Below are 26,669 nucleotides of genomic sequence, written 5' to 3'. Positions count from 1 at the left end.
AACATGTTAACAATCGGACCGCATCAATTTCAATCGAGATTGCTGCTGGGAACGGGGAAGTTCCCGGACTTTGAGGTGCAGAAGGCAGCCGTAAACGTATCCGGCGCCCAAATCTTGACGTTTGCCGTTCGGCGGATGAACATTTACGAACCGGACCAGCCGAATTTTTTGGAGATGATCGACATCGAACGGTTTACGCTGCTGCCCAATACGGCAGGCGCGCGGACGGCGGAGGAAGCGGTGCGCATCGCAAGGCTCGCCAAAGCCTCCGGATTATGCGACATGATCAAGGTCGAGGTGATCGGCGACATGAAGACGCTGCTCCCCGATCCGATCGAAACGCTGCGGGCTTCGGAAATGCTGCTGGAGGAAGGGTTCATCGTGCTGCCCTACACGTCGGACGACGTGCTGCTGGCGAAGCGGCTGCAGGAACTCGGCGTGCACGCGGTGATGCCGGGAGCCTCGCCGATCGGCTCCGGCCAAGGGATCGTGAACCCCTTGAACTTGAGCCTCATCATCGAGCAATCGACCGTGCCCGTCATCGTCGACGCCGGCATCGGCACGCCGTCGGATGCGGCCATTGCGATGGAGCTGGGCGCCGACGGCGTGCTGCTCAATTCGGCCGTTTCGGGAGCCAAAGACCCGGTAAAAATGGCCCTTGCCATGAAGCTCGCCATCGAAGCCGGGCGCCTCGGCTACGAAGCCGGCCGTATTCCGAAAAGGCGCTGCGGGGCCGCCAGCAGCCCGCTCGAAGGAATGAGCCTAACATGAGCGGGAACGGGACCCGGAACGGGCGGTATTCGCGGCAAGAACTGTTTCCCAAAATCGGACCGGACGGACAGCGGAAGCTGGGGGAGAGGCATGTCCTGATCGTCGGCGCGGGAGCGCTGGGGTCGGGAAGCGCCGAAACGCTCGTGCGTGCGGGCGTAGGCACCGTCACCATCGTGGATCGCGACTATGTGGAACCGAGCAATCTGCAGCGGCAGCAGCTGTACAGCGAGGAGGACGCCCTGCTGCGCCTGCCGAAAGCGGCGGCGGCCAAAGCCCGCCTGGAACGCATCAACCCGGACATCGACATCCGGGCCGTCGTAGCCGACGTCGCCATTCCGGAAATCGACGAGCTGGCGCAGGGCGTGAACGTGATCCTTGACGGGACGGACAATTTCGAGACGCGCCTGCTGATTAACGATATGTCGCAAAAGAAGGGCATTCCATGGATTTACGGGGCTTGCGTCGGCAGCTACGGACTGACCTTCACGGTCGTGCCCGGCCGCACGCCATGCCTGCATTGTTTGCTTGAAACGATGCCGCCCGGCGGCGCAACTTGCGATACGGCCGGCATCATCGGACCGGCGGCGCAGATGGTTGCGGCCTACCAAACCTCCGAGGCGCTGAAGCTGCTGGTGGACGATGGGGAGGCTTTGCACGGCAAACTCATTTCATTCGATTTATGGACGGGCGCCTATGCCGCAATCCGGGTCGAGCGCATGAAGAAGCCGAATTGTCCGTCGTGCGGACTACACCGCACCTATCCGTTTCTACAGCCGGCCAATCAGCCCCGGGCAGCCGTGCTGTGCGGCCGGGATACGGTGCAAATTCGTCCGCCCGCACCGGTTCAGCGCGATTTAAAGGGGCTGGCGCGAAGGTTGTCCCGGCAGGGCGGCGAGGTAAGGGAGAACCCGTATCTCGTGTCTTTTGCGGCCGAGGGATGCCGGTTGACGGTTTTTCAGGACGGGCGGGTGCTCGTGCATGGGACAAAAGACATCACGGAAGCAAAAAGCTTGTATCACCGCTATTTAGGGTAAGCCCGAAAGGCGGTGGGGAACTTCCGCGGCGATGATTTTCGGTTTGACAAGCCGCAAAATGGAAGATAAAGTATAGGGTGAAAATCTTCATACGAAATCCACTGGGGGAGCCGCAAGCGAGCGGCTGAGACAAGGATGCTTGGACCCTTTGAACCTGATCCGGATCATACCGGCGTAGGGAAGTGGAGACGGACTTCGCATGTTTTACGCCGGCCTTTCGTTAGGTCAGCGTTCGAAAGCGTTGGAAGCCGCTCCATTTCGGGGCGGCTTTTTAAGTTTTATCGGCCGCTTCCGGCTTCTTCCTGTTTGGATTTCATCCAAATCGATGCGGAGGTGCTGGCATGACCCGTTTTAGCGAAGAGCTCAGAAGAGAAGCAGACCCGATTTACCGGGCGATTTTTGATCATCCGTTCGTACGCGGCATTGCGGACGGAACTTTGCGGAAGGAACAGCTGATTCATTACGTGAAGCAGGATTTCGAATATTTGAACGCTTATATCCGGTTATATGGAATCGCGATTTCGAAGTGCGACAGCCGCGACACGATGGCCCTTTTTAACGAACAAATTTCGTTCATTCTGCACAGCGAAACGCATCCGCATAACAATTTTTGCAGCGTAGCCGGCGTTTCGTACGAGCAGCTGCAAGGTTATCCGCTTGCCCCGTCGGCGAACCACTATGTCCGCCACATGCTGAGCGTGGCCCACGCGGGAACGCTTGAGGACATTTTGGCGGCGATGTTGCCTTGCCCTTGGACGTATACGGAGATCGGCGCCAAATTGCTGGCGGAAGTGAAGCCGGACCGCTCCCATCCGTTTTACGACTGGATGCATTTTTACGGCAGCTTTGAAGGCGGCATTACGGAAAAAATGCGATTGCTGCTTGATGAGCGGGCAGAAAGTTTATCTCCGGACCGGAAAAAGCGGCTGACGGAACATTTTGTGGCCAGCTGCCGTCTGGAGTACATGTTTTGGGATATGGCATACACGCTGGAAGAATGGCCGGTTTCGGCGGCTCAAACGGAAGGGGCGGGACGATGATCGCGGATCTGCAGCATTTGCCCCGGCTGGTCAAGCGGCGCAGGCCGCTGGTGCACAATATAACCAACATGGTGGTCACGAATTTTACGGCCAACGGTTTGCTGGCCATCGGCGCTTCCCCCGTCATGGCCTATGCCCGTGAAGAGGTGGCTGATATGGCGAAAATAGCGGACGCCCTGGTGCTGAATTTGGGCACGCTCAGCGCGGAGCTGGTCGAAGCGGCGATCCTGGCAGGCAAATCGGCGAATTTGCACGGCGTGCCGGTGATCCTCGATCCCGTCGGCGCGGGCGCCACGCCGTTTCGGACGACCGCGGCACTGAATATTTTGAAGGAAGTCCGGGTCGCTTTGGTCCGCGGCAATGCGGCGGAAGTGGCGAACCTGATCGGCGAAACGGCCGTCATCAAAGGCGTGGATGCCGGAGAGGCCGAAGCCGAACCTTCGGTCGACCTGGCGGTCCGGGCCGCTTGCCGGATCGGAAGCGTCGTTACGATCACAGGCCGTGAGGACGTTATAACGGACGGCCTGAAAGGATACGTGGTCCGAGGAGGACATCCCATGCTGACCCGGGTGACGGGAACGGGCTGCCTGCTGACGTCGGTCATCGGGGCTTTTGCCGCCGTGGAACCGGATTTGCTGACGGCGGGCGCGGCCGCGCTTGCTTTTTACGGGGAAGCGGCTACGAGGGCATACGTGGCTGCCGGTAACCGCGGTCCGGGGAGCTTTCAAACCGCCTTTCTCGACGCCCTGTCAGAGATGGACCAATATCCGCTTCCGGAAGAGGTGCTCAGCGGGCACCGGGTTTCGGCCGGAAGGGGGTTCGTGCAGTGAGCGTCCCCAAAGCATTGACGATTGCCGGCTCCGACAGCGGCGGCGGCGCCGGAATACAAGCGGATATCAAAACGTTTCAGGAGCTGGGCGCCTTCGGGATGTCGGCTATCACGGCGGTGACGGTGCAAAACACGTTTGGCGTTTCAGGCGTCTACCCGCTGCCGGCCGCGGCCGTCGCCGAGCAAATCGAAGCGGTCGGGACGGATCTGGGCGCGGATGCGGTCAAGACGGGCATGTTGTTTAGCGCCGACATCATCGAGGCGGTTGCGGACAAAATCGAAGCCTTCGGTTGGCAACGGGTGGTCGTCGATCCGGTCATGATCGCGAAAGGCGGGGCGGAGCTGCTGCAGGATGATGCCGTCGATGCCCTGATGCGCAGGCTGCTCCCGCTGGCGCTCGTTGTCACGCCGAACATTCCGGAAGCGGAGGCGATGGCCGGCATGCGGATCGGCTCGATGGAACAACGCCGCCGGGCGGCGCTGAAAATCGCCGGGTTCGGCCCCCGGATGGTCGTCATTAAAGGCGGACACGATCCGGTTTCAAACGAAGCGGTCGATCTGCTGTATGACGGGGAGTCGTTTACGGAAATCGCCAAGCCCAGAATAACGACAAACCATACGCACGGAACGGGCTGCACGTTTTCCGCCGCCATCGCGGCCGGGTTGGCGAAAGGGGCGTCTCCGCACGAGGCTGTTTTGACCGCCCGCGAATATATCCAGACGGCGATCGAGGATGCGCCCGGCATCGGCGGAGGCCACGGCCCGACCAATCATTGGGCGTACCGCCGCAGAAAGGAGAGCGTCCGTTGAAACTGATCGAAGCAGCCGATTTGAAAGCATGGCTGAAGCTTTATCTCGTGATCGGCAGCGCCAACTGCAGGAAAGATGCGGCGGAGGTCGTGGAAGAAGCGATCCGCGGGGGTGTCACGATGGTGCAATTTCGCGAAAAAGGCCGGAATGCGCTTGAAGGAGCCGCAAAGCTGGAACTGGCCGGGCGCATTCTGGCCGTCTGCCGGAAGCACGGCGTTCCGCTGATCGTCAATGATGACGTCGACCTGGCGATCGCTTTGGATGCGGACGGCGTGCATATCGGACAAGAGGATGAGCCGGCGGAGCAGGTCAGGAAGCGAATCGGGAACCGTATTTTGGGCTTGTCCGTCCATACTCCTGAAGAAGCGAGTATTGGTGCGGAGCGGCATGCCGATTATTTCGGGGTCGGCCCGGTTTTTCCGACGGTTTCCAAGGAGGATGCCCGCCCGGTTCAAGGGACGGCAGCGCTGCGGAATATCCGAAGGATGCATGCGGCCATACCGATCGTCGGCATCGGCGGCATTACCGCCGAACGCGTGCACGAGGTAATCCATGCCGGAGCGGACGGCGTTGCGGTCATCTCGGCAATCACCCACACCTCCGATGCCTGCCGTGCCGCACGGGAGCTATACCAGGCACTTTAAATAAACCTAATTCCCTGAGCTTAAGTAACTTGCTTCCGGTCCCTAAGGGGTGATATGGAATCGTTGATGGAAGCCGATGTATAACGGACTTAATTTTTTTGAAATTCCAAAGCTGGATGGGCTTTCCTTGTCAGCTTTTTTGCCAGAAGCTGTTGAAGCCATGATGACGTACAGTACCGGCAACAGTTGAAACCGAAAATAAGTAGATACATCATTATCGCTGGTGTGTATTCTTTCACAAACAATCGATTTTTACATCTCTTGACCCTATTGCCCGTATTTCGCTCTAATCTTATGGGCTTTCGAAATTCAGAATTATTGCTATTGTACATCCCGGATGACCTACCCTAATTATTTTACTTGAGTGTAAGTTAGGATGAACCGATAGTGCTTCTCTTTGAATCATATATTTTCTGAACAGTGCAGAAAAGAAACAGTTTATTTCCTGACAATGAAATCAAAAAAATTCATTTTTCCGACGTAACCTTTTTCTTGCCGAATTGTTATTTAAAGTAACAGCAAGAATTTAATACATAAAGTTACTTGAAGAAAGGGGGCTTTAAACAACAAGAAACTAAGGAAAATTTTCAGAATAATTTGGAGGTGCAGACAATCAGAATTAAAATTCCGCAATTGAATCATTAATCAACAGGTAGGAGATACAAATTTCTTCTTAAATCTAAATCTCGTTCTTGGAAACCACCTTTAACCAACTGAATTCTTCCAAACATAGTCTTAGCATATGATAAGAACTGCAGTATAAATCACAATTTAATTTTAAGAGGGGAATAATAAAGATGAAATTTCGAAAAATATTCTTAATGTGTCTTTCTGTTTACGCGGCATTGGGAATTAGTTCAGTTTCTCCTAGTGTATTTGCGGAAGAAAACGAAACTGCTGAAAAGCCTCTAACAATTGAAACATCACCAAATATTGAGATTGATCAAGCAAAAGTTGATGCTTTCATCTCCAGAGCGAGAGATGTCATTCAAACAGAAAAGCATGAACAAATGAAATCCAGAACTCTCGCTAATACATCTGATGAAATTATCAATTATAATTTCGTTGATGATGATAACATCTCCTATTTTTATGAAAGTAACAAAGATGAAGATTATTTATTTGTAACGGAAGTTCCAATTGAAGATATCAGTCCAGACCAAGATATCAATCCAAACAAAGATTCAATTCTTGGTAATGAACAGCATGAATTTGCTCCAACAGCTGTTGGAAATTTGCCTGATGGAATTGGCGGGAAAGCGACTGTTGTAAGCAGTACTGGAGGAGTATTATCAACTTTAATAACAACTGCGACTGAAAGCCAAATGAATGTCCCTGCTAATATTACCGCCTATATTTATGCAGGTTTTACAGGTGGTAAGAGCACGTCCTCAACATCTGCTGTAGAAGCAGATCTTGGGTTACAATATTCTACTGCCTATGGGCGCGCTAAATGGAAACCTGCATACCTGTTCTACTTTAACGGGCATAATGATCCTATTAATTATCCAGCTGATAGCAAAATGGATTTTAATCAACTTTACAATCAAGTACAATATCAAAATGGGTTTGTCCCTGGAACAAACGTAACACAATGGGTTTATCGTAATTATTCTGATGCTAATGTAACAAATGCTGTAAGATTAAAGCAGTCAGGAACTGCTATCTGTGCTGATATGAATTGTTCTAAACCTACTCCTACCCAGATGATTAGCATTCTAGAGATTGCTAAAAGAAATGTTACCAGCATAAATAGTTTTAAACTACTTGCCACCTTGTGTGATTATAAAGTAAATGGTAGCCTTGTGACACCTGCTTCAGGAGCTATTTATGCAAAATTCTCTAGCATTAAGGTAGATGATGTAGCGGTAAATCCATCGACTACAACAGTTGAAGATCGGGCTAAAGTAACGATCTCTGGAAATTCGGCGACAATTGATGTCAACTCATCAAAATATTAAAAAGTAAAGAATCCTGCTGTATAACAGCAGGATTCTTATAAATAAATTAATTTACTTGTAAAGGAGTTCCAGATGAAGACTATCCCAAAATTTTGTAAACAATTATACTTGGCCTTGGGCATTTTGCTATTGCTATTTAATATCGGTTATTTAAACAAGGCAGACGCTGACCCTGTTTATACTGTATCTATTAATAATTCAAGCACGGTTAACAACACAGTTTTAATTGGAAATGTGAACTATATACCATTAAAAACTGGTTTTGAACAACTAGGCTATCATGTTGAATGGTCTCAAGCGGATCGGAGTTTATATATCATATCCCCAGATAAATCTATTGTTGTAAATAACGTTACTAAACAAATAAAAATGGATGGGAAACTTTATAGTGCATTAAAAAAAGAAATATTAAATAAAAATGGCACAACATATATTACTGCAAGATATCTTTCTCAGCTAACGGACTCTCAAATTAAAGTCAATGGGAAATTGGTGAATATATCAAATACAAATATTCCGATTTTTGGAGAAAATGCCGATGGATCATTTTGGCTTAAAAATAATGGTAATTTCTACTCACTGAAAAGTAAAACACCGAAATTGATTGGGAAAGTTGACTTACCATCGAATAATGCTAAATATTCGTCTATGTCAATCAATAGTATTAAGGAAAAAAAATCTTTTGTAATTACAATCAAAACCTTTTCAGGTGAACCATTGAAAAATGTTTCAACCATTAAAATTTTTATTAAAAATGATGAAGTAATCTATTCTATGATAAATGGAAGTGAGGAAAATCTAGAAACATCAAAAAATGGAGCAAATTGGGTTTTTAACAATGGGCATCTCGTGAATCTCATAAACGATAATGGTGATATTGTTAAAAATTATGATTTAACAAAGATTATAGAAGATGACTTTTTCTCAATCGATGGCTTCATCGGAGAGGAATTCATGTTAGTTCGTTCAGAAACAAAGAAGCAATTATGGGCCATTAACATGAAAACAAATAAGAGTGTTCGTCTCTACAACAAGTTACTGAGTAAAGAAGAACAAGCCTCTATCGAGGGCAATACTGATATTGGTGATATTCATTATGGTGATAACCTTCATTTTAAATCACGGAGTGGAGATACCTTAAATTTCAATTATTTTAGTTACTTGCAAGGCGCCAAAGATATGAATATTGAAGTTAAGCTCAGCGAATTCAGAAACTTCTTTTCGAATTAAAAGCAGGAAAAGCTGTATGCGTCTTCTCACGTCAAAACACAGGAAGTTACCGTGAATTGTCAGGACGCCTTGGTCGATGATTCTGTTTTATAAAAATCGTAATATGAGAAAAACGAGGGCAGTTCTCCCTGATTTGCTTTTGTATCTATAATGTGAACTGAATTACAGATGAATCATTTCAAACCGGTCATTCGAGGGGGCGCCCTCTGGCCTGCTGACTCTGAATGTAACCCCAAAATCGTAGATGAAAAGCTATGTGTCATTTTTAATGTCCTTCGTACAAATCTGCCTCGCCCGTTTTACAAAATCATTAAAATAGTACTCCAAGTGGATAAATGCACATATATTTTCGCTCATACGATTTCATTTAATACTATGATTTGTTTCATTATCGAAAGTCCAAAGGAATCCGCCGTTTACAATCCGCCGCCCCATTTGTTAAAGTAAAGGGCAGATTCCCTCACAGACGGGGTTCATTATTTACCCCATGATGTGCAATTCTGACACGGAAAGAAGGCAGAACATGACTGAAGCAATGTTATCCCCTTTGGTAAAAACCTTGGACCTGCAGCCCCATCCCGAGGGCGGTTGGTACAAGGAGCTTTGGAAGTCCTCATTCGAAATTCCGAAAGAAGTGCTTGACGCCAAATATTCGGGTTCGCGCCCTGCGGCGACATCCATCTATTTCCTGCTGCACCCGAACGAATTTTCGAAATGGCATCGCGTATACTCGGATGAATTGTGGCTGTGGCATGCCGGCAGCCCCCTGCAGCTCGTGCTCGGCGGCGATGGGGAAAATCCCGGAGAGCGGAAGGAAATCGTGCTTGGCATGGACATGGAAAAAGGACAAGTTCCCCAAGCTTTGGTACCGGCGAACGTATGGCAGGAAGCGCGTCCGCTTGGCAGCGAACCGGTTCTCGTTTCCTGCGTCGTATCACCCGGCTTTCATTTCGACGATTTTACGATGATTGATTAAAATAACCACTCTCCTGTTTATCGAAACCCTGCTTGCGCATGTTGCGGCAGGGTTTTTGCGCGTTTCGCCAAATATGGATTTTCCGCCCCGAATACCGCTTTAAAGGGGAACGGTTTTCAACAACTGTTGAACATCCCTGCGCCTTGCAGTATAGTACACATGTTATAATGTAACCGATTCCACAGATGAAAGGGAAGCAAACGGGGGACTTCTAACATGAAGAAATTGATGATGATCTATATTTTGCTTATCGCCGCTTTCGTCGGATATGTCGTGATGTACCGGCTTGAAGACCAGCGCCGCAGCAACGCCTGGCAGGACGGGGGCCTGCACGGCAGCATCGGCGAAAATTATGTCATGGTCACCTTTCAATCCGGGATGGAATATTGGAAAAACATTCTTAAAGGATTCGAAGACGGAGGCGATGCCCTTGGCGTCTCCGTCGATTATCGCGGCTCCACGCAATATGACGTAAAGGAGCAGATCACGGTGCTGGAGCAGGTCATCGCCAAAAAACCGGCAGGCATCGCGTTGTCCGCCATCGACTCCAGGGCGCTGACCTCGACGATCAACAAGGCGGTGGACGCCGGCATTCCCGTCGTTTTGTTCGACGCCGACGCTCCGGACAGCAAAGCTTATTCATTCCTCGCCACGAACAATTACGACGCGGGGGCCACGGCCGCCGACCAAATGGCCCTCATTTTGGGACGGGAAGGCGAGGTCGGCATCATTACGCAGCCCGGACAGCAGAACCATGACGACCGGATGTCCGGGTTCCGCGACACGATCGCGGCCAAATATCCGGCCATGTCGGTCGTGGACGTCAAGGAAGGGAAAGGCGATACGATGATTGCCAAAAACGCCGCATCGGAAATGCTAAAAAAACATCCGGCGTTAAAAGGCATTTTCGCCACGGAAGCGAGCGGCGGAGCCGGGGCGGCGGATGCGGTCATCGCCGCGAACAAAACCGGCAAGGTCAAAATCATCGGATTCGATACGAACAAGGCCACCTTGGACCGGATTTCCGACGGAACGATTTCGGCCACGATCGCCCAAGGCACTTGGAATATGGGGTATTGGTCGCTGCAGTATCTGTTTCATCTGCACCACGGTCTGACAGTCCCCGCCCCGACGCTCGGGAATGACGTTTCTCCCCTGCCGCCGCGGGTGGACACGGGGGTAACGATCGTAACCCGGGAGAATGTGAAGGATTATTATGCGAAATAAACGGAAGGGAACATGGAGGGACAAGTTGCTGCAGTGGGGCCGCTTCAGCGACTTGCCGCTCCGGTACAAGCTTAGCGTCCTGTTTCTGATGGTCGGCATCCTGCCGTCGATCGCGCTCGGCGTGCTGGTCAACTTCACGGTGAACCGGATCGTGGACCAGCAGGTGACGGCGAACACGATCCAATTGATCGGCAAGGTGAACCAAACGCTTGATAACGATATGGAGAACCTGCAAAACATCACGTACCTGATCGGGTTCGATCCGAAAATCAAACGGTTTCTGGACGGCCGGATGCCTTCGGCACGCGGCGGCACGGCGGCAGGCGGGCAAAAGCCGGTGCTTGACGATAAAAACGGCGAGTTGTACGCGGTTAAGCAGTATTTGCAAGGGTTCACGACGCTTTACCCCGAGATTGCGGCGATCCTGGTCGTAAACGGCAGCGGGGATTACGTCAGCAACGAAATGTATGCCCGGTCTCCGGAGAACCTGACGCGCGATGACTGGTACATGGAAGCGGCCAAACATGAAGGTTTGTTTACGGTGCTCGGCCATCCGCAGCAGCGCAACGTAACGACCCATGTCCATTATGCGAACGACGAGCTGGTTTCGGTCGTCCGCTCGTTTGTGGATCCCGATACCCGCAAGGTTACCGGGGCCGTGCTGATCGACCTGAAGCTGCGGGCGGTCGCGAAGGCGGTCCGCGACGTGACGCTCGGGAAAAACGGGTATCTTATGGTGACGGAAAAAAACGGCGCCCCGATCTATGCGCCGGACGATCCTCTCGTACCGGAGGTGCCTTCGGCCTGGTTTCCACAACAGGATAGCGGCGCGTTCGTAAAGGAGGCGGGGGGACGCCGCCTGCAATTCATCTACGGCACGTCCTCGTTTACGGGTTGGCGGACCATCGGCGTCTTCGAAACGAATGAAGCGGTATATGAGGTCCGGGAAATCCGTTTTTATCTCATTTGCTTTTTGTTCGTCGTTGGCCTGTTCGGCCTTACGGCTTCCTATACGCTGTCCCAGTCCATTTCCCGGCCGATCCGCCAGCTGATGTCTTTCATGCAAAAGGCCGAATCCGGCGATCTGACCGTCCGCTATCTTCGGCATCGGCGGGACGAGGTCGGGATGCTTGGACGCAGTTTTAACCGCATGCTGCTGGAAATACGCAAGCTCATCAAATTGAACGAGCTGCGCGAGCGGCAGAAGCGCGAAGCCGAGCTGCGAAGCCTGCAGGCGCATATCAAACCGCATTTTTTGTACAATACGCTCGATACGATCCATTGGATGGCCAAGAAAAAAGGGGCGGACGACGTGTCCGACATGGTCGAGTCGCTGTCCACGCTTTTCCGGATCGGACTCAGCAAGGGAAGCGACATCATCCCGATCCGGGACGAGTGGACGCATATATCGAGTTACCTGCAAATCCAGAAAACAAGGTACCGCGACAGGCTGCGATGCGATTTCCTGCTTCCCCGGGAAGCGGAAGGTTTGTTCGTGCTGAAGCTCCTGCTGCAGCCGATCGTCGAAAACGCGATCTATCACGGCATCAAAGCCCGCAGAGGCCCCGGCCATATCCGGATTGCGGCATCCGTGGACGAACACGCCCTGCTGCTGACCGTATCCGATGACGGAGCCGGCATTCCGCCCGACAAGCTCGGGGAGCTGCGCCGTCAGCTGCGCGATCCGCTGTCGGCGATGGAAGAAAACGCCGGCGGGGGCGGGCCGGCCGGGCGCAGCTACGGCATGCTGAACGTGCAGGCGCGGATTGTCCTCACCTTCGGGGAGGAATACGGCATTTCGATCGAAAGCACGGAGGGGAAAGGGACAAGCGTGACGATCCGTCACCCGCTGCTCCATGAAGCCCCTTCGCCAACCGAACACGATGGGGGAAACATGTGATGAACAATCTGTACCAAGTGCTGATAGCCGACGATGAACCGATCATTCGCGAAGGGATCATCGACGCCGTGGATTGGGAAAAACTCGGCATGGAGGTAGCCGCCGAAGCCGAGGACGGGGAAGAGGCGCTCGACATTGCCCAAGGGCGCCATATCGACATCGTTTTGGTCGACATGAACATGCCGATCATGGACGGCATCACGTTCATGAAAAAGCTGAAGGAGTCGCAGCCCGCATGCCGTTTCGTCATCATTACGGGCCACGACGAGTTCGCTTACGCGCAGGAAGCCATCCGGCTCGGGGTGAAGGACTATATCCTTAAACCGGTCAACGCCGGCCATTTAAGGGAAGTGCTGCAAAGCGTCAAGGAGGAGCTCGACGAGCTGCATGTCCAGGACCATTACCTGAAAAAAGCTTCCGAGCAGATCGAAAAAAACATTCCCGTGCTGCGGGAACGGTTTTGCCGGGAATGGATCCAAGGGCTCGTCGACGACACGGAGGCGGCGGAGCAGCTCGAATTTTTAGGCCTTCCTTCCAGGCTGCCCGTGCAGGTCGGCGTCGTCCGCTGGCCGGAAACATCGGTGAATCAGCCTTTGATGAAGGAAAGCGAAAGGCAGCTGTTCCTGTTCGCCATCGAAAACATCGTCGCGGAGTTCGTCCAGCAGGCGGACCATTTGCTTTTCCGCGAACATACGGGATTGATCGGCATCTGCCTGTGGGACGAGACGCCGGTGGAAATCGCGGCGGAAATCGAGCAGGCGGTGCAGAACTTTTTGAAAATGACGGTCCACGTCCATTTGGAAGCGGTGAAGGAAGGGCCCGGAGCGGTGGCGGAAGCTTACGACGCCTGCCGGGAAGCCGTCTTCCGCGAAGCGCAGCTGTCGCCGCTCGTCCGGAGGGCAAGGCAGCTTATCCATGAGCAATACGACCGGCCGGGACTGACGCTGGAGACTTTTGCATCCAGCCTGCAAGTGTCCCCGGTGTATTTGAGCCGGCTGCTCAAAAAAGAGCTGGGAACGTCTTTTGTAAACTTCCTGACGCAGACCCGGATCCGGAAAGCGATCCAGCTGCTGAATTCCACCAATATGACCATGTACGAGATCGCGGAACGGGTCGGTTACGAAAGCCAGCATTATTTCAGCACCGCCTTCAAGAAGGTGATGGGCGTTTCGCCCAACCGTTACCGCAAAGGAGAAGCGTTCCAAGACATGTAGCCGTTTTAGGCAATCATCCCGCGTATTCCTGAGAGTATCCCTTCCGGCCGATTGACGGTCGGCGGAGGGGTGCTCTTTTTTTTATCCGCAGCATGCCTCCCATGGAGACGTTTTTAAACATTTGCGGCTTGGAAGATCGACAAAGGTATGAAATTTATAAAAAATGGTCGATCCGGTGAAAAGACCCCGCCCGGCCTTCAAGTGTATTCTTTTTAATACAGAGAGGCCTTACGGCCAGGCAGGTGTAAGCGCTCTCGGATGCAGCATTCAGGAAAGGAGATTGAACCGATGAAGAAAGCATTAGCAGGACTTTTGATCGCATCGATGCTGATGGTCCTGACGGCCTGCAACCTGGCCGAATCGGGAGCCGGCGACAAAAATAAAGGTTATGTCGGACTGGCCATGCCGACCAAATCGTCGGAGCGCTGGGTTGCCGACGGACAAAACATGGAGCGGCTGTTCCAGGAAAAAGGATACAAGACGGATCTGCAGTTTGCGGAAGACGTGATCGAAAATCAAATCTCGCAGATCGAGAACATGATCACCAAAGGTGTCGATGTCATCGTCGTGGCTTCGATCGACGGAAACACGCTGACCGACGTCATCAAAAAAGCGCATGACCGGGGTATCAAGGTGATCGCGTACGACCGTCTCATCCGCAACACCGGATACCTGTCCTATTATGCCACCTTCGATAACTTCCAGGTCGGCGTGCTGCAGGCATCCTATATCGAGAAAAAGCTCGGACTGAAGGAGGGCAAGGGGCCGTTCAACATCGAGCTGTTCGGGGGATCGCCGGACGATAACAACGCCTATTTCTTTTACAACGGAGCCATGTCCGTCTTGAAGCCATACATCGATTCCGGGCAGCTGGTCGTCCGCAGCAAGCAAACGACGATGGCCCAGATCGCGACGCTGCGGTGGGACGGTTCGCTTGCGCAAGCGCGGATGGATAACCTGATCAGCGCGAACTACTCGGGCGCGCATCTGGATGCGGTCCTGTCCCCGTACGACGGCATCAGCATCGGCATTATATCGTCCCTCAAAGGCGTCGGATACGGAACCGCGAAAAAACCGATGCCGGTCATTACCGGACAGGACGGCGAGCTAGCCTCCATCAAGTCCATCGTCGCCGGGGAACAGACCCAAACGGTATTCAAAGATACGCGGAAGCTTGCGGAGCAGGCGGTCAAAATGGCGGAAAGCATCCTGAAAGGCGAAGAGGCGGAGGTCAACGACACGAAATCCTACGACAACGGCGTGAAGGTCGTTCCCGCGTATCTGCTTCCTCCGGTATCCGTCGATGCGTCCAACGTCGAAAAGGAGCTAGTCGAAAGCGGCTATTACACCAAGGAGGAAATCGGCCTGAAATAAGCCGTTCACATACTCGAAGGATCGGAAGGTGAAATCCATGTCGGAATACATTCTTGAAATGCGTAACATCACGAAAGCGTTTCCCGGCGTCAAAGCGCTCGATAACGTCAACCTGAAAATCCGGGAAGGCGAAATCCATTCGTTATGCGGGGAGAACGGGGCGGGCAAATCCACGCTGATGAAGGTGCTCAGCGGCGTGTACCCGCACGGCTCCTACGAAGGGGATATTTTGTTCAAAGGCAAAACCTGTGAATTCAAAAACATCAAGCAAAGCGAAGAGCTCGGCATCGTCATCATCCATCAGGAGCTGGCCCTCATTCCGTACCTGTCCATCGCGGAAAACATTTTTCTGGGCAACGAACGGTCCCGAAAAGGCTTGATGAACTGGAACGAGACGATCGCGGGTTCCCGCGAGCTGCTGGAGAAGGTAGGACTGAACGAACATCCGAACACGCCCGTAGGGAACCTCGGGGTCGGCAAGCAGCAGCTGGTGGAAATCGCCAAAGCGCTCTCGAAAAAAGTCAAGTTGCTCATTTTGGACGAACCGACGGCCGCGCTGAACGAAGACGACAGCGAAAACCTGCTTCAGCTGATGCTGGAGTTCAAGAAGCAGGGCATTTCCTGCATTCTCATTTCACATAAGCTTAACGAGGTGTCGAAGGTGTCGGATTCGATCACGATCCTGCGCGACGGCAAAACGATCGAAACGCTGGACATGAAAAGCGGCGAAGTGAACGAAGACCGCATCATCCGCGGCATGGTCGGGCGGGATTTGACGAACCGGTATCCGGAGCGGACGCCAAACATCGGCGACGTCATTTTGGAAATCAAGGATTGGACGGTGTACGACGAGGTTCGGGCCGACCGCAAAGTGCTCGATAACGTCAACTTGCACATTCGCCGCGGCGAAATCGTCGGGATTGCAGGACTGATGGGAGCGGGGCGGACGGAACTGGCGATGAGCGTCTTCGGCAAATCCTACGGCCGAAACGTCAGCGGCACCCTGTACAAAGACGGCAAGCCCATCGAAAACAACACCGTGACCCAGGCCATCAACAACGGCTTTGCCTACGTGACGGAAGACCGAAAACATTACGGGCTGATCCTGATCGACGATATCAAGCGCAACATTTCGCTTACCGGGCTTTCAAAGCTGGCGAAAAAAGGCGTCATCAACGACAAGCAGGAAATTCTCGTCGCGGAGGACATGCGGAAAAAGCTGAAGATCAAAGCGCCGAACATTTTGCAGAAAACTGGCAACCTCAGCGGCGGCAACCAGCAGAAGGTGGTTCTCAGCAAATGGATATTTTCCGAGCCGGATGTTCTGATCCTGGATGAGCCTACGCGCGGCATCGACGTCGGGGCCAAATACGAAATTTATACGATCATCAACCAGCTGGCCGACGAAGGAAAAGGCGTCCTGGTCATCTCCTCCGAGCTGCCGGAAATTCTGGGCATCTGCGACCGGATCTACGTGATGAACGCCGGGCGGATTACCGGGGAAGTCAGCCGGGAAGAGGCTTCGCAGGAAACGTTGATGAGATACATGACCAAGACAGGAGGTCCAAAGCATGGAAACGTTAGTTAAATTGTTCAAAAATAACATCCGCCAGTACGGAATGATTATCGCGCTTGTCGTCATCATAATCTTTTTCCAGTTGATCACGGGCGGCCTGCTGCTTGAGCCGATCAACATTACGAACCTGATTTTGCAAAACAGCTACATTCTCGTCCTCGCCATCGGCATGGTGCTGGTGATCATTACGGGACATATCGACCTTTCGGTCGGATCGGTGGCGGCTTTCGTCGGTGCCGTCGCCGGCATCATGATGGTGGATATGCATCTGCATCCGGTCGTCGCGGTCATCGCTTCCCTGATCGTCGGCGCGCTGATCGGCGCATGGCAGGGCTTTTGGGTCGCTTACGTCAAAATCCCGGCATTTATCGTCACGCTTGCGGGCATGCTGCTGTTCCGGGGATTGACCATGATCGTGCTGAAAGGCCAATCCATCTCGCCGTTCCCGGCAGGCTTTCAAAAGATCAGCTCCGGTTTCATCCCGGATTTGGGCAGCGGCAACGTGGTGGCGATTGCGGCCGGCGTCATTTGCACCGTCATTTTTGTCATCAATGAACTTCGCGACCGGCAGTCCAAGAAAAAATACAACTTCGACGTTTTGCCCGGCGGCTTGTTCATCCTCAAGCTCGTCATCATCGCGGCCGTCATCATGGCGTTTGCGTTTATGCTGGCCAGCTACGCGGGATTGCCGAACATTCTGATTCTGCTGCTTGCGCTCATCCTCATCTATTCCTTCATCATGAACAAAACGGTAATGGGTCGCCATATTTACGCGATCGGCGGCAATGAAAAGGCGGCGGGATTGTCCGGCGTCAAAACGAAAAAGGTGACGTTCTGGGTGTTTGTCAACATGGGCGTCATGGCCGCCATCTCCGGCCTCATCTTCGCGGCGCGCCTGAACGCGGCCACGCCGCGGGCCGGCACCAACTTCGAGCTTGATGCGATCGCCGCAAGCTTCATCGGCGGCGCTTCGGCGACAGGCGGCATCGGAACGGTGTTCGGGGCGATTATCGGCGGCCTGGTCATGGGCATCCTGAACAACGGCATGTCGCTCATCGGCCTCGGCATCGACTGGCAGCAGGGCATCAAAGGGCTTGTGCTTCTTGCGGCCGTCGCCTTCGACATTTATAACAAAAAGAAAAGCAGCGTATCGTAAATCGACGCCAGGCGGGGGCAGCAGCCTCCGTCTATTTTTTTGTTCGGGCCGCAAATTCATAGGGGCAATGTTTGATTTGGCTCCATTATGGGTAATACATAAGTATGCCGTTTCGATAGAAAAGGCGGCAGATTTGGCGATATCCAAGGAGGTAATGCTAGATGTCACAGACACTTACGGCTGAGCCGCGAAAAGATACCAAGCATTCGAGCTTGCGCAAGTTGAGGGAAAGCGGGCGCATTCCGGCCGTCGTGTACGGATCCCAAACGGAAAGCATTCCGCTCAGCGTCGATGTCAAGGAACTGATGAAGGTGGCCCGGACCGGACGCACCGAAATGTTTACGCTGAAGGTCGAAGGTTCCTCCGATTTTAACGTCATCATTAAGGATTTCCAGAAAAAAAGCGGGGCTGTGAGCCACGTCGATTTCTTGCAAATATCCGCGAATAAGCGGCTGAAGGTCCGCGTGCCGATCGAGTTCCTCGGAACCGCCGAAGGGACGAAAGCCGGCGGCGTGCTCCAGCATCAGGAAACGGAGCTTGAGGTCGAGGCGCTTCCGGCGAATTTGCCGGCCTCGATTCAGGTGGACATTTCGCATCTTAACATGGGCGACAAGCTGGTCGCAGGCGACATCAAGCTTCCTGAGGGCGTGACGCTGGTGGCGTCCCCGGAGGAACTGATCGCTTCCGTCACCGCTCCGCGTGCCGTGCTGCAAGCCGAAAACGAAGCGGAAGCCGAAGGCGAAGCAGCCGCGGATGCTGCGGGAGAAGCGGCCAAGGAATAAGGCCGCTTCAAGGCCGTTCATGGAATGGGCCGCAGGCTGATCCCCATATGAAACCAGCCCGTCTCTGGAATGAGACGGGCTGGTTTTTTATATAATGCTGCCTGCTAAAAACTGGCCGTTCGCGGGCTTCGTTTTATTCGGAATGAAGCAGCCATTCCTCGTACAGCCGGTGAAGATGTTCCTCCAGCCGTTCGCGTTGTTCGTGAAGCTCCGCCAGCCGGATCGCGTCGCAGGCGACCCCGTCGTCCATCATTTGCGAATCGAGGCGCCGCAGCTCCTGCTCGGCGGCTTGGATTTCCTCTTCCCGGTTTCGCCGCGGCGCATGCGGAGGGGATACGCGCTGCTTCCCGGGAGCCGGGGCAGGAGCGGCTTCGGTTTCGCGCGCGGTCCCCGGCTTTTCCGAAACCGCCTGCTGCCGGTATTCCTCCAGCCCCCCATGGATGACGCGCAGCCCGCTTTCCTCCAGGCTCCAAATCGTGTCGGCAAGCCGGTCGATAAAATAGCGGTCATGGGATACGGCAAGGATGGTTCCGGGAAATTCCTCCAGCGCTTCCTCGAGCACTTCCCTGGAATCGATATCCAGATGGTTGGTCGGTTCGTCAAGAATCAGCAGATTGGGCTTCAGCTCCATCAAAACGGCAAAACGCAGGCGCGTCCACTCGCCACCGGAGAGGTTCGACACGCTTTTGAACACGTCCGGCCCGTAGAACAGGAAAAGCGCCAGCTTGCCTCGGGCTTCGCCTTCTTCGACGCCCGCTTGTTCGCGGAAAAATTGGAGCACCGTCTGCCGGTTGTCGTCCGGATGCTCCTGTTGGGCGAGATAGCCGATGACGACGCGCGAACCTAAAGCGATCGAACCTTCCGTCACCTCTTCGCGTCCCATAAGCATGTGGAGCAGGGTGCTTTTGCCGCAGCCGTTCGCCCCGAGCAGCATGACCGTTTCGCCGTAGCGGAGCAGTCCGTTCGCATGCCGGAACAGGAAACGTTCCCCGAACGCCTTGCCGACCCGGTCAAAATATACGACCTGCTTGCCCGAGCGGTCCTCCTGGCGGAGCTCCAGCCCCATTTTTTTGCGCTCCAGCACGGGCCGTTTCAGCTTGACCATGCGATCCAGCGCTTTTTGCATGGAAGCGGCGCGGCGGTGAAAACCGGGATTCGGCGGATTGGACTGGTTGCCCCATTCGATCAGCTGCTTGATGCTTTCCTGCATTTTTTTGATCTTTTTCTGCTGTTCCTGGTATTGCGCGAATTGCAGCAGCAGACGTTCTTCCTTTTCCTTTTGGTAGCCCGAATAATTCGTATGGTAAATGAAGGCTTCGCCGTCCTCGATTTCGACGACCTTGGTGATCACGCGATCGAGGAAATAACGGTCATGGGAAATGACGAGCACCGTGCCGGCGTATTCCGCCAAAAACTGTTCCAGCCATTCCAGCGCCGCCATGTCCAGATGGTTCGTCGGTTCGTCCAGCAGCAGCAGATCCGGCCGTTCGAGCAGCAGCGAAGCGAGGCCGATTTTCGTTTTCTCCCCGCCGGAAAGGGAGGAGAAGGTTTGGGGCAGCTGGTCTGCTGGAATCCCCAGGCCGGCCGTGATTTTGGCGATGGAGGCTTCGATTTCGTAGCCGTTTGCGCGTTCGAACCGCTCCTGCAGCTTGCCGTATTCGTCAAGCCAGCCGGCCAGCGCCTTGGGATCGCCGCTTTGCGCCGGATCGGACATCAGCGCCTCGAGCGCCCGCATCCGGCCCTGCCATTCCAGGACATGGGCAAACGGCCGCAGGAGCACGTCGTGAACGGTTTCTTCCGCGGCCGCTTCCGGAATTTGGGCGAGCAGGCCGACTTTCGTTCCTTTCGAGATGGCGATTTGCCCCTGATCCGGGGTTTCGTTCCCGTTCAGAAGGCGGAGCAGGGTGGTTTTGCCGCTGCCGTTGCGGCCGATGAGCGCGACCTTTTCCCCGCGGGATATTTCGAAGCTGATATCGGAGAGCACCAGCTCAGCGCCATGGTATTTTTGCACGTTTTTGCATTGAATCATCATTTGTTTTTTTCCTCCATAGATGCCGGGACCTACAGAAAAAAAGCCGCAGGGAAATGTCCCTGCGGCTTAAGCGTTCAACGCAACATCATCCGTTGAAGTTAAGGTAGGAGCGGCATTTCGCAATTTTTTGAAGCAACCGGATATTTAAAAATGGACAGACTGATCCCGTGAAATGCCGCTGCATGAAAAATTCCGGACAACGTCATAGGTAATTGATTGATCCGGTCGTTCGAAAAATTGCGCACCACTGCTACCTCACCTCCTCCAAAATATAGATAAGCTTATTTTAGCGGTTTTGGACGTAAATGACAATAGGCTAAAGACGCCATATTCCCGATTGATGCCGACGGCATCGTCACAAGCCTTCCTTTGGGCTGTATAATGGAATAAAACACTGCAAGCAGATTCAGGGGGAAATGATGAACAAAATTATGTTTACCGGCGGGGGCTCCGCAGGTCATGTCACCGTAAATTTGGCGCTGATGCCGCTTTTTTTGGAAGAAGGCTGGACCGTAGATTACGCGGGTTCCGTGGCGGGCATCGAAAAAGACCTGGTAAGCGCCCTTCCGGACGTGAAATATTTTCCAATCTCGACAGGCAAATTAAGACGGTATTTCGACATCCAAAACGTAAAGGATCCGTTTAAGGTAGCCAAAGGCGTGTATGAGGCTTACCGGTTGATCCAAAAGCGCAAGCCGCAGGTCGTCTTTTCGAAAGGCGGGTTCGTGTCCGTCCCCGTGGTGATCGGGGCGTGGTTGAACAATGTGCCCGTCGTGATCCATGAATCGGATATTACGCCGGGCCTTGCGAACCGCATCTCGATTCCGATGGCGTCCGTCGTCTGCACGACGTTCCCGGAAACGGCCGAACAGATGAATACGGCTAAGAGCCGTTACGTGGGCGCGGTGGTGCGCCAGGAGCTTCACCAAGGCGATGCGGACCGGGGCAGGGATTTTTGCGGTTTCCAAGCGAACCAGTTCGTGCTGCTGGTCATGGGCGGAAGCCTGGGAGCCCGCAAAATCAACGAAGCGGTCAGATCGGCGCTGCCTACCCTGCTGAGATATTTCCAAGTCGTCCACATATGCGGCAAAGGCCAGGTCGACCCGAGCATGGACAGACCCGGTTATATTCAATACGAATATATCAACGAAGAGCTGCCGGACGTCATGGCTATGGCGGATCTGGTGGTTTCCCGCGCGGGATCGAATTCGATCTTCGAGTTTTTATCGCTGCGCAAGCCGATGCTTCTTATTCCGTTGTCCAGGCAGCAGAGCCGGGGGGATCAAATCCTGAACGCCAGCTCGTTCGAAAAGGCGGGGTACTGCAAAGTTCTGGAGGAGGAAGAACTGAACGGGGACACCTTGTTCTCGGGAGTGATGGACGTATTCAAAAGCCGGAAAGAAATCGTTGAGAACATGCGGAGCAACCCGAGTTCCGATGCGCTTTCCGAGGTGTTCCGCTTGATCAAAGAGACGGCGAACCGCCGGTAAGGAGAACAAGAGTTCTTGGTTTCGCGGGATATATGGTATATTGGTAAGACAAAAGACCAAATACGCTTCGGAAAGGATACATTCATGCTGGCATTTACCGCTGAACGAATCAGGACACTGTGCGGCGTCACGGGCTATAAACGCGGCGAGGCGATGGTGGAGCAGGGACAGGTCATGGTCGCGGAGCGCGACGACGAAGACCGCTGCAGCCGGGCCGTCGTGCAGGACCATGAAGTATATCACGTCCATATCGACATTGACGGGGCGGACTTCCATGCGGAATGCGAATGCGGCGCTTACGGCGGTTATTATCCGTACTGCAAGCACATTGCGGCCGTGCTGATTCTGATGCTGGACGAGGAGAAAAACGGAGCGCGGGAGAACCGGGGAAAAGGCGAAGTGGTGCCGCTCCCGACGCCCGGCGTGACTTCCCGCGACATCCGCTTGACCGGCGGTTTGATCGATTTGTTCGACAAAGCCGCGGGCCAGAGGCGCATCAAAGCGGGGCAAAGGCTTGCAAACGCCTTGAAGGAAACCCTTAGCGTCGAATTCATATGCAAAATCACCGACGAATACCTGCCCGAGCCCAAATTCAAAATCGAAATGAAGGTGGGACTGAAGCGGACGTATGTCGTCCAAAACATCCGGCAGCTGCTGCTGCATATCGAAGAAGGAAGGCCGCTGCCGTTTACGAGGCTGTTTACGTACGATCCCGCGGAGCATACGTTTCGGGACGAAGACTGGGCGGTCATCGAGCAGCTGCTGCGCATTGCCGCCAGCGAATTCGCATACGACGAGACGGGCCGGTATTATGCCGGATTCGCCTCATCGGGAAACCAGCGGCTGCTGACGGTTCCGCCTCTGGCATGGGAGACGCTGCTGCCGCGGCTGATCGCCGCCGGCGCGTTCCTTGAACGGGACTTCGGCGAGCCTGCGCGGATGGAGGCGGCGGAGGGGAATCTTCCCGTCTCGTTCGAAATCGGCGGCGGCACGGGCGAGGCCTACGGCCTTGAAATCCGGGGCCTCAAAAGGGTGACGGTAATGAACGCCTACCGCTGCGCCGTGTTGGAGGGGAAGGTGTACCTGCTGCCGGAACGGGAGCTTTATCTGCTGTCCGAGATGAAGTCGCTCCTATACCGTCACGATCATACGAAAATCCACGTATCCCCGCATCAAATGGATGCGTTGATGGAGAAGGTCGTCCCGGGATTGCGCAGCATCGGCCGGGTGTCCGTGGATCCGGCGATCCGTGACCGCATCGTCCAGCCCGCGTTGTCCGCCAAACTCTATCTCGACCGGGACGAGGCCGCGCTGCAGGCCAGAGCGGAATTCGTGTACGGCGGGATCGTGATCGACGCGCTCGCCGACGATTGGGAAACGCGGAAACATGCCGACCTGATCCTCGTCAGGGATTCGGAAAAGGAGAAAAAGCTGCTGGACGCGCTGAATGAAAGCGACTTTATCCGCCTGGACAAAGCGTGGCAGCTGGATTTGGCGGAGGAGGACAGCGTATACGACGTGTTGTTTCATCTGCTTCCGAAGCTGGATTCGTGGGTCGAGGTCTATGCGACGCACAGCGTCAAGCAGATGATCCATACCGGCCGCAAGGCGCCCAAAATCAAGGCGGATACCAACGAGACGACCAATTGGCTGGAGATCAGCTTCGAGCTGGACGGCATCAGCGAAAAGGAAATCCGCAACATATTGCTCAGCATCGTGGAAAAAAAGAAATTTTACCGGCTTGCCGAAGGTTCGTATTTGTCGCTTGAGGGAGAGGCTTTCCAATTGTTCGGCGAGCTGTACGACGAGCTGGGCATGAGGAAAGGGGACATCGCCGGAAGCCGCATGGAGCTTCCCCTGTTCAGGAGCCTTCAGCTGCGGGACCGGGAACACGGCAGCCTCAAGCTCGGAAAATCGCTGCGCGTCCTGCTTGACCATATGCTCCATCCGCAGCACGGGGAGTTTGAGGTTCCGGCCGAACTCGCCTCCGTCATGCGCGATTACCAAAAAGAAGGCTTTCAATGGCTGAAAACGCTCGGCTCCTACCGTTTCGGGGGCATTTTGGCCGACGACATGGGGCTGGGGAAAACGCTGCAGAGCATCGCCTACCTTTTGTCGGAGGCTCGCGGGCAGGCGGCTCGCAAACCCGCGCTGATCGTTGCGCCGGCGTCGCTCGTATACAACTGGGAGCAGGAATTCCGCCGCTTTGCCCCGTCGCTTAAGGTAGAGGTGGCCCTGGGCGCAAGGAAGGGACGAAGCGAAATGCTGCTGCGCATGGCGGATAGCGAAACGGACGTACAGGAGGGCGGCGAAGAAGCCGCCGGGGAATCCGATGCCGACGTCATCATCACCTCGTATCCGTCGCTGCGCAAGGATATCCGGATCTACAGGGAAATGGCGTTCAGCACCCTCATTCTGGACGAAGCGCAAGCGATCAAAAACGCCTCGACCCAAACCGCCCAGGCGGTCCGCGAAATAACGGCCGGATGCAGATTTGCGCTGACGGGCACGCCGATCGAAAATTCGGTGGACGAGCTGTGGTCGATTTTCGACGCCGTTTTTCCGGGGCTTTTTTCGGGCTTGAAAAATTTCCGCGGGTTGTCCCGGGACCGGATTGCCCGGATGGTGCGGCCCTTCATTTTGCGGCGCCTGCGCGCGGAGGTGCTCGAAGAGCTGCCCGAACGCATCGAAACGGTGCGGCATTCGGAGCTGTCCAGGGATCAGAAAAAGCTGTATGCCGCCTACCTGGAGGAGTTCAAGGAAGAAACGATCCGCGACCTTGAATTCGAAGGCTTTCAGCGCAGCCGGATGAAAATATTGGCCGGCATCACCCGGCTCCGCCAGCTGTGCTGCCACCCGGCGCTGTTCGTCGACGGCTACGAGGGGGAATCCGGGAAATTGCAGCAGCTGCTCGAGGTGGCGCAGGACTGCCTGGAAAGCGGCAGGCGCATCCTCATTTTCTCCCAGTTTACGAGCATGCTGCGCATCATCCGCAGCGAACTCGGAAAGCTTGGCATTCCCGCATTTTACCTGGACGGCCAAACGCCGGCCAAAGAGCGGGTGGACATCTGCAGCCGCTTTAACGCCGGCGAGCACGACGTGTTCCTGATCTCGCTGAAAGCCGGGGGCACCGGACTGAACCTGACCGGAGCGGACACCGTCATTTTGTACGATCTGTGGTGGAATCCCGCGGTCGAGGAGCAGGCGGCGGGCCGTGCCCACCGGATGGGCCAAAAAAACGTGGTGCAGGTCATCCGGCTCGTCACGAAAGGTACCGTCGAGGAGAAAATGGTGGAGCTGCAACAGCGCAAAAAAGACTTGATCAAAGAAGTGATGGAACCGGGGGAACAGAGCCGGACGGCGCTGACGGAGCAGGAAATCCGCGAGCTGCTGGCGCTGTAGCGAAAAACGCTCCCCTCACTACGACGCAACGCTTGGCGCGAGCCAAGCGTTTTTTTATGGGGCGTTGGTGCGAAGCCCTAAAAAAGGAGGTACTTTTAAAGGATTTATGAAGGAATTTCGGAGGATATGGCGAAATGTACCAGCATAGGGACTAGTATATTTGACCTATTAATCTGTGATTCATCATAGATTTTATATGAGGAGAACGACGATATGGGGTACAAACCAGACCTGATGACAGAACAACATCCTGAGCCAACGTTCATGGAGCCGTTTTTTCATCGCCAGAATTCAAGCGGACCGTGCCGCAGGCGCGAGGAGCTTTTGGACCGGCATGTTTGGCGTCAAAAAGGGCCGGACCGGGGCGATGCCGGCAAAGCCGCTTGGGAAGCGGAGCGGTACGCCGATCGGCTGGAGCTGATCCAATCCGTTCACCACGTTTGCGGCGAAGCGGTCGACTGGAGCCGGATCGCTTCATTGGCGCCTCCGTTCCGCCGAGGGGAAAAAGGTCCGCGCGAACAGGCGGCGGAAACGCGTTATGCCGAGTTTAAGCCGACGCGTCTGCAGAAGCTTCTGAAACAGGATGCCGCCGTCCGGCAGGAACTGGAGGAGCAGCTGGCGCAGGCCAAGGAGCAGGACCGGCGGGAATATGCCGCATGGAAACACGCGACCGATTTTGCCCGCGACATTATGGAAGGCCATCGCACCGCGTATCTGCGGGTGCTGGAGGAATTCGCCCCGCTGAATGACCTGCTGGTCCTTGGAAGCGGATTGGAATTCGTGGTGCTGGACCCGAAGACGGTCGAAGTCGAATTGGACGTCCATTCGGGGCAGATCATTCCGCATGAATCCAAACGGCTTACGGAAGAAGGGGAACTGGCGGCTGCCCCGCTCGATGCGGAGGCTCGAAACGCCTTGGAATACGAATACGTATGCGGCTGCGTCCTGCGGATCGCCCGGGAGCTGCTTATGATATTGCCCCTCGAAACGGTGCTTGTCCATGCCCGCGACACGAAAATGAACCGGGACTCGGGACAGGAGGAGTATGTGACCGTGTTGTCCATCCGGCTCGACCGGGACACGTTGTCCCGGCTGGACGTAGCCCCGGGGTCTTATCCGCGGGTGCTGGGGCATTTTACACACCGTGTCCGGTTCGATCCGGCGGGCGGTTTTGCTCCGGTGGAGCCGCTCGAAGCTTGGGCATAGGCATAGGGAAGGCTG

General features: G+C 54.3%; 21 protein-coding genes and 1 riboswitch. Of the genes, 19 read left to right on the top strand and 2 right to left on the bottom strand.

All coding sequences use genetic code 11. The annotated features are described in order from the left end of the window. Positions 1-3: 3 nt before the first annotated feature. The 16 genes from KI367_RS02705 to KI367_RS02630 all read left to right on the top strand — a co-directional run bounded on the left by KI367_RS02705 (position 4) and on the right by KI367_RS02630 (position 18,524). Positions 4-771 carry a thiazole synthase gene (locus KI367_RS02705; protein WP_212947368.1) on the top strand — a complete coding sequence of 256 codons (768 nt, stop codon included), beginning with the start codon at positions 4-6 and terminating at the stop codon, positions 769-771. Further along, positions 768-1,805 (top strand): thiazole biosynthesis adenylyltransferase ThiF, encoded by a 1,038-nt coding sequence (locus KI367_RS02700; RefSeq protein ID WP_212947366.1) that lies wholly within the window; start codon positions 768-770, stop codon positions 1,803-1,805. Before KI367_RS02705 ends, KI367_RS02700 begins: the two co-directional genes overlap by 4 nt. Positions 1,806-1,898: 93 nt before the next feature. Further along, positions 1,899-2,003, top strand: a riboswitch (TPP riboswitch). A 143-nt stretch (positions 2,004-2,146) separates the two neighbouring features. After that, the gene (gene tenA / locus KI367_RS02695) at positions 2,147-2,845 is read left to right on the top strand and encodes a thiaminase II (protein ID WP_036714682.1); all 699 of its coding nucleotides are present in this window, start codon (positions 2,147-2,149) and stop codon (positions 2,843-2,845) included. Next, positions 2,842-3,675 (top strand): hydroxyethylthiazole kinase, encoded by an 834-nt coding sequence (gene thiM, locus KI367_RS02690; protein ID WP_212947364.1) that lies wholly within the window; start codon positions 2,842-2,844, stop codon positions 3,673-3,675. The genes tenA and thiM overlap by 4 nt, the downstream gene beginning before the upstream one ends. After that, positions 3,672-4,484, top strand: coding sequence for a bifunctional hydroxymethylpyrimidine kinase/phosphomethylpyrimidine kinase (thiD, locus tag KI367_RS02685; protein WP_212947362.1), 813 nt, complete (start codon positions 3,672-3,674; stop codon positions 4,482-4,484). The genes thiM and thiD overlap by 4 nt, the downstream gene beginning before the upstream one ends. After that, positions 4,481-5,128, top strand: a complete 648-nt coding sequence (gene thiE / locus KI367_RS02680) for a thiamine phosphate synthase (RefSeq protein WP_036714683.1) — start codon at positions 4,481-4,483, stop codon at positions 5,126-5,128. Before thiD ends, thiE begins: the two co-directional genes overlap by 4 nt. 797 nt (positions 5,129-5,925) lie before the next feature. Then, positions 5,926-7,089, top strand: coding sequence for a YrpD family protein (locus KI367_RS02675; RefSeq protein WP_212947360.1), 1,164 nt, complete (start codon positions 5,926-5,928; stop codon positions 7,087-7,089). A gap of 72 nt (positions 7,090-7,161) precedes the next feature. Further along, positions 7,162-8,319, top strand: coding sequence for a stalk domain-containing protein (locus KI367_RS02670; protein ID WP_036712397.1), 1,158 nt, complete (start codon positions 7,162-7,164; stop codon positions 8,317-8,319). 523 nt (positions 8,320-8,842) lie between these two features. Further along, positions 8,843-9,295, top strand: a complete 453-nt coding sequence (locus KI367_RS02665) for a cupin domain-containing protein (RefSeq protein WP_036712398.1) — start codon at positions 8,843-8,845, stop codon at positions 9,293-9,295. 216 nt (positions 9,296-9,511) lie between these two features. Further along, positions 9,512-10,522 carry a substrate-binding domain-containing protein gene (locus tag KI367_RS02660; RefSeq protein ID WP_212947358.1) on the top strand — a complete coding sequence of 337 codons (1,011 nt, stop codon included), beginning with the start codon at positions 9,512-9,514 and terminating at the stop codon, positions 10,520-10,522. Then, positions 10,512-12,422, top strand: coding sequence for a cache domain-containing sensor histidine kinase (locus KI367_RS02655; protein ID WP_212947356.1), 1,911 nt, complete (start codon positions 10,512-10,514; stop codon positions 12,420-12,422). Before KI367_RS02660 ends, KI367_RS02655 begins: the two co-directional genes overlap by 11 nt. Then, positions 12,422-13,636 (top strand): response regulator transcription factor, encoded by a 1,215-nt coding sequence (locus tag KI367_RS02650; RefSeq protein WP_212947354.1) that lies wholly within the window; start codon positions 12,422-12,424, stop codon positions 13,634-13,636. Before KI367_RS02655 ends, KI367_RS02650 begins: the two co-directional genes overlap by 1 nt. Positions 13,637-13,924: 288 nt before the next feature. Then, complete coding sequence (gene chvE / locus KI367_RS02645) at positions 13,925-15,010, top strand: multiple monosaccharide ABC transporter substrate-binding protein (protein WP_036712406.1); 1,086 nt, start codon at positions 13,925-13,927, stop codon at positions 15,008-15,010. A 37-nt stretch (positions 15,011-15,047) separates the two neighbouring features. Further along, positions 15,048-16,598, top strand: a complete 1,551-nt coding sequence (gene mmsA / locus KI367_RS02640) for a multiple monosaccharide ABC transporter ATP-binding protein (protein WP_212947352.1) — start codon at positions 15,048-15,050, stop codon at positions 16,596-16,598. Further along, positions 16,582-17,742, top strand: coding sequence for a multiple monosaccharide ABC transporter permease (mmsB, locus tag KI367_RS02635; protein WP_212947348.1), 1,161 nt, complete (start codon positions 16,582-16,584; stop codon positions 17,740-17,742). Before mmsA ends, mmsB begins: the two co-directional genes overlap by 17 nt. A 161-nt stretch (positions 17,743-17,903) precedes the next feature. Then, a complete protein-coding gene (locus tag KI367_RS02630) occupies positions 17,904-18,524 on the top strand; it encodes a 50S ribosomal protein L25 (RefSeq protein WP_036712407.1) in 621 nt (206 codons plus the stop codon). A 133-nt stretch (positions 18,525-18,657) separates the two neighbouring features. On the opposite strand, the gene abc-f is transcribed toward KI367_RS02630, so the two are convergent. Then, the gene (gene abc-f / locus KI367_RS02625; protein ID WP_212947347.1) at positions 18,658-20,556 is read right to left on the bottom strand and encodes a ribosomal protection-like ABC-F family protein; all 1,899 of its coding nucleotides are present in this window, start codon (positions 20,554-20,556) and stop codon (positions 18,658-18,660) included. Between the two features lie 98 nt (positions 20,557-20,654). Next, the gene (locus tag KI367_RS27425) at positions 20,655-20,801 is read right to left on the bottom strand and encodes an RAxF-45 family protein (RefSeq protein ID WP_281422480.1); all 147 of its coding nucleotides are present in this window, start codon (positions 20,799-20,801) and stop codon (positions 20,655-20,657) included. Between the two features lie 171 nt (positions 20,802-20,972). Between KI367_RS27425 and murG the strand changes: the two genes are divergently transcribed. The 3 genes from murG (at position 20,973) to KI367_RS02610 (ending at position 26,654) form a co-directional block, all read left to right on the top strand. Further along, complete coding sequence (gene murG / locus KI367_RS02620; RefSeq protein WP_036712408.1) at positions 20,973-22,046, top strand: undecaprenyldiphospho-muramoylpentapeptide beta-N-acetylglucosaminyltransferase; 1,074 nt, start codon at positions 20,973-20,975, stop codon at positions 22,044-22,046. A gap of 84 nt (positions 22,047-22,130) precedes the next feature. Beyond that, positions 22,131-25,448, top strand: coding sequence for a DEAD/DEAH box helicase (locus KI367_RS02615; protein ID WP_212947342.1), 3,318 nt, complete (start codon positions 22,131-22,133; stop codon positions 25,446-25,448). A 213-nt stretch (positions 25,449-25,661) separates the two neighbouring features. Continuing rightward, positions 25,662-26,654 (top strand): hypothetical protein, encoded by a 993-nt coding sequence (locus KI367_RS02610; protein ID WP_212947340.1) that lies wholly within the window; start codon positions 25,662-25,664, stop codon positions 26,652-26,654. The last annotated feature ends 15 nt before the right edge of the window (positions 26,655-26,669 follow it).

The sequence above is a fragment of the Paenibacillus cookii genome (assembly GCF_018333375.1).
Classification (GTDB): domain Bacteria; phylum Bacillota; class Bacilli; order Paenibacillales; family Paenibacillaceae; genus Paenibacillus_AQ; species Paenibacillus_AQ cookii.
This window is presented reverse-complemented; position numbering and strand designations above follow the sequence as displayed.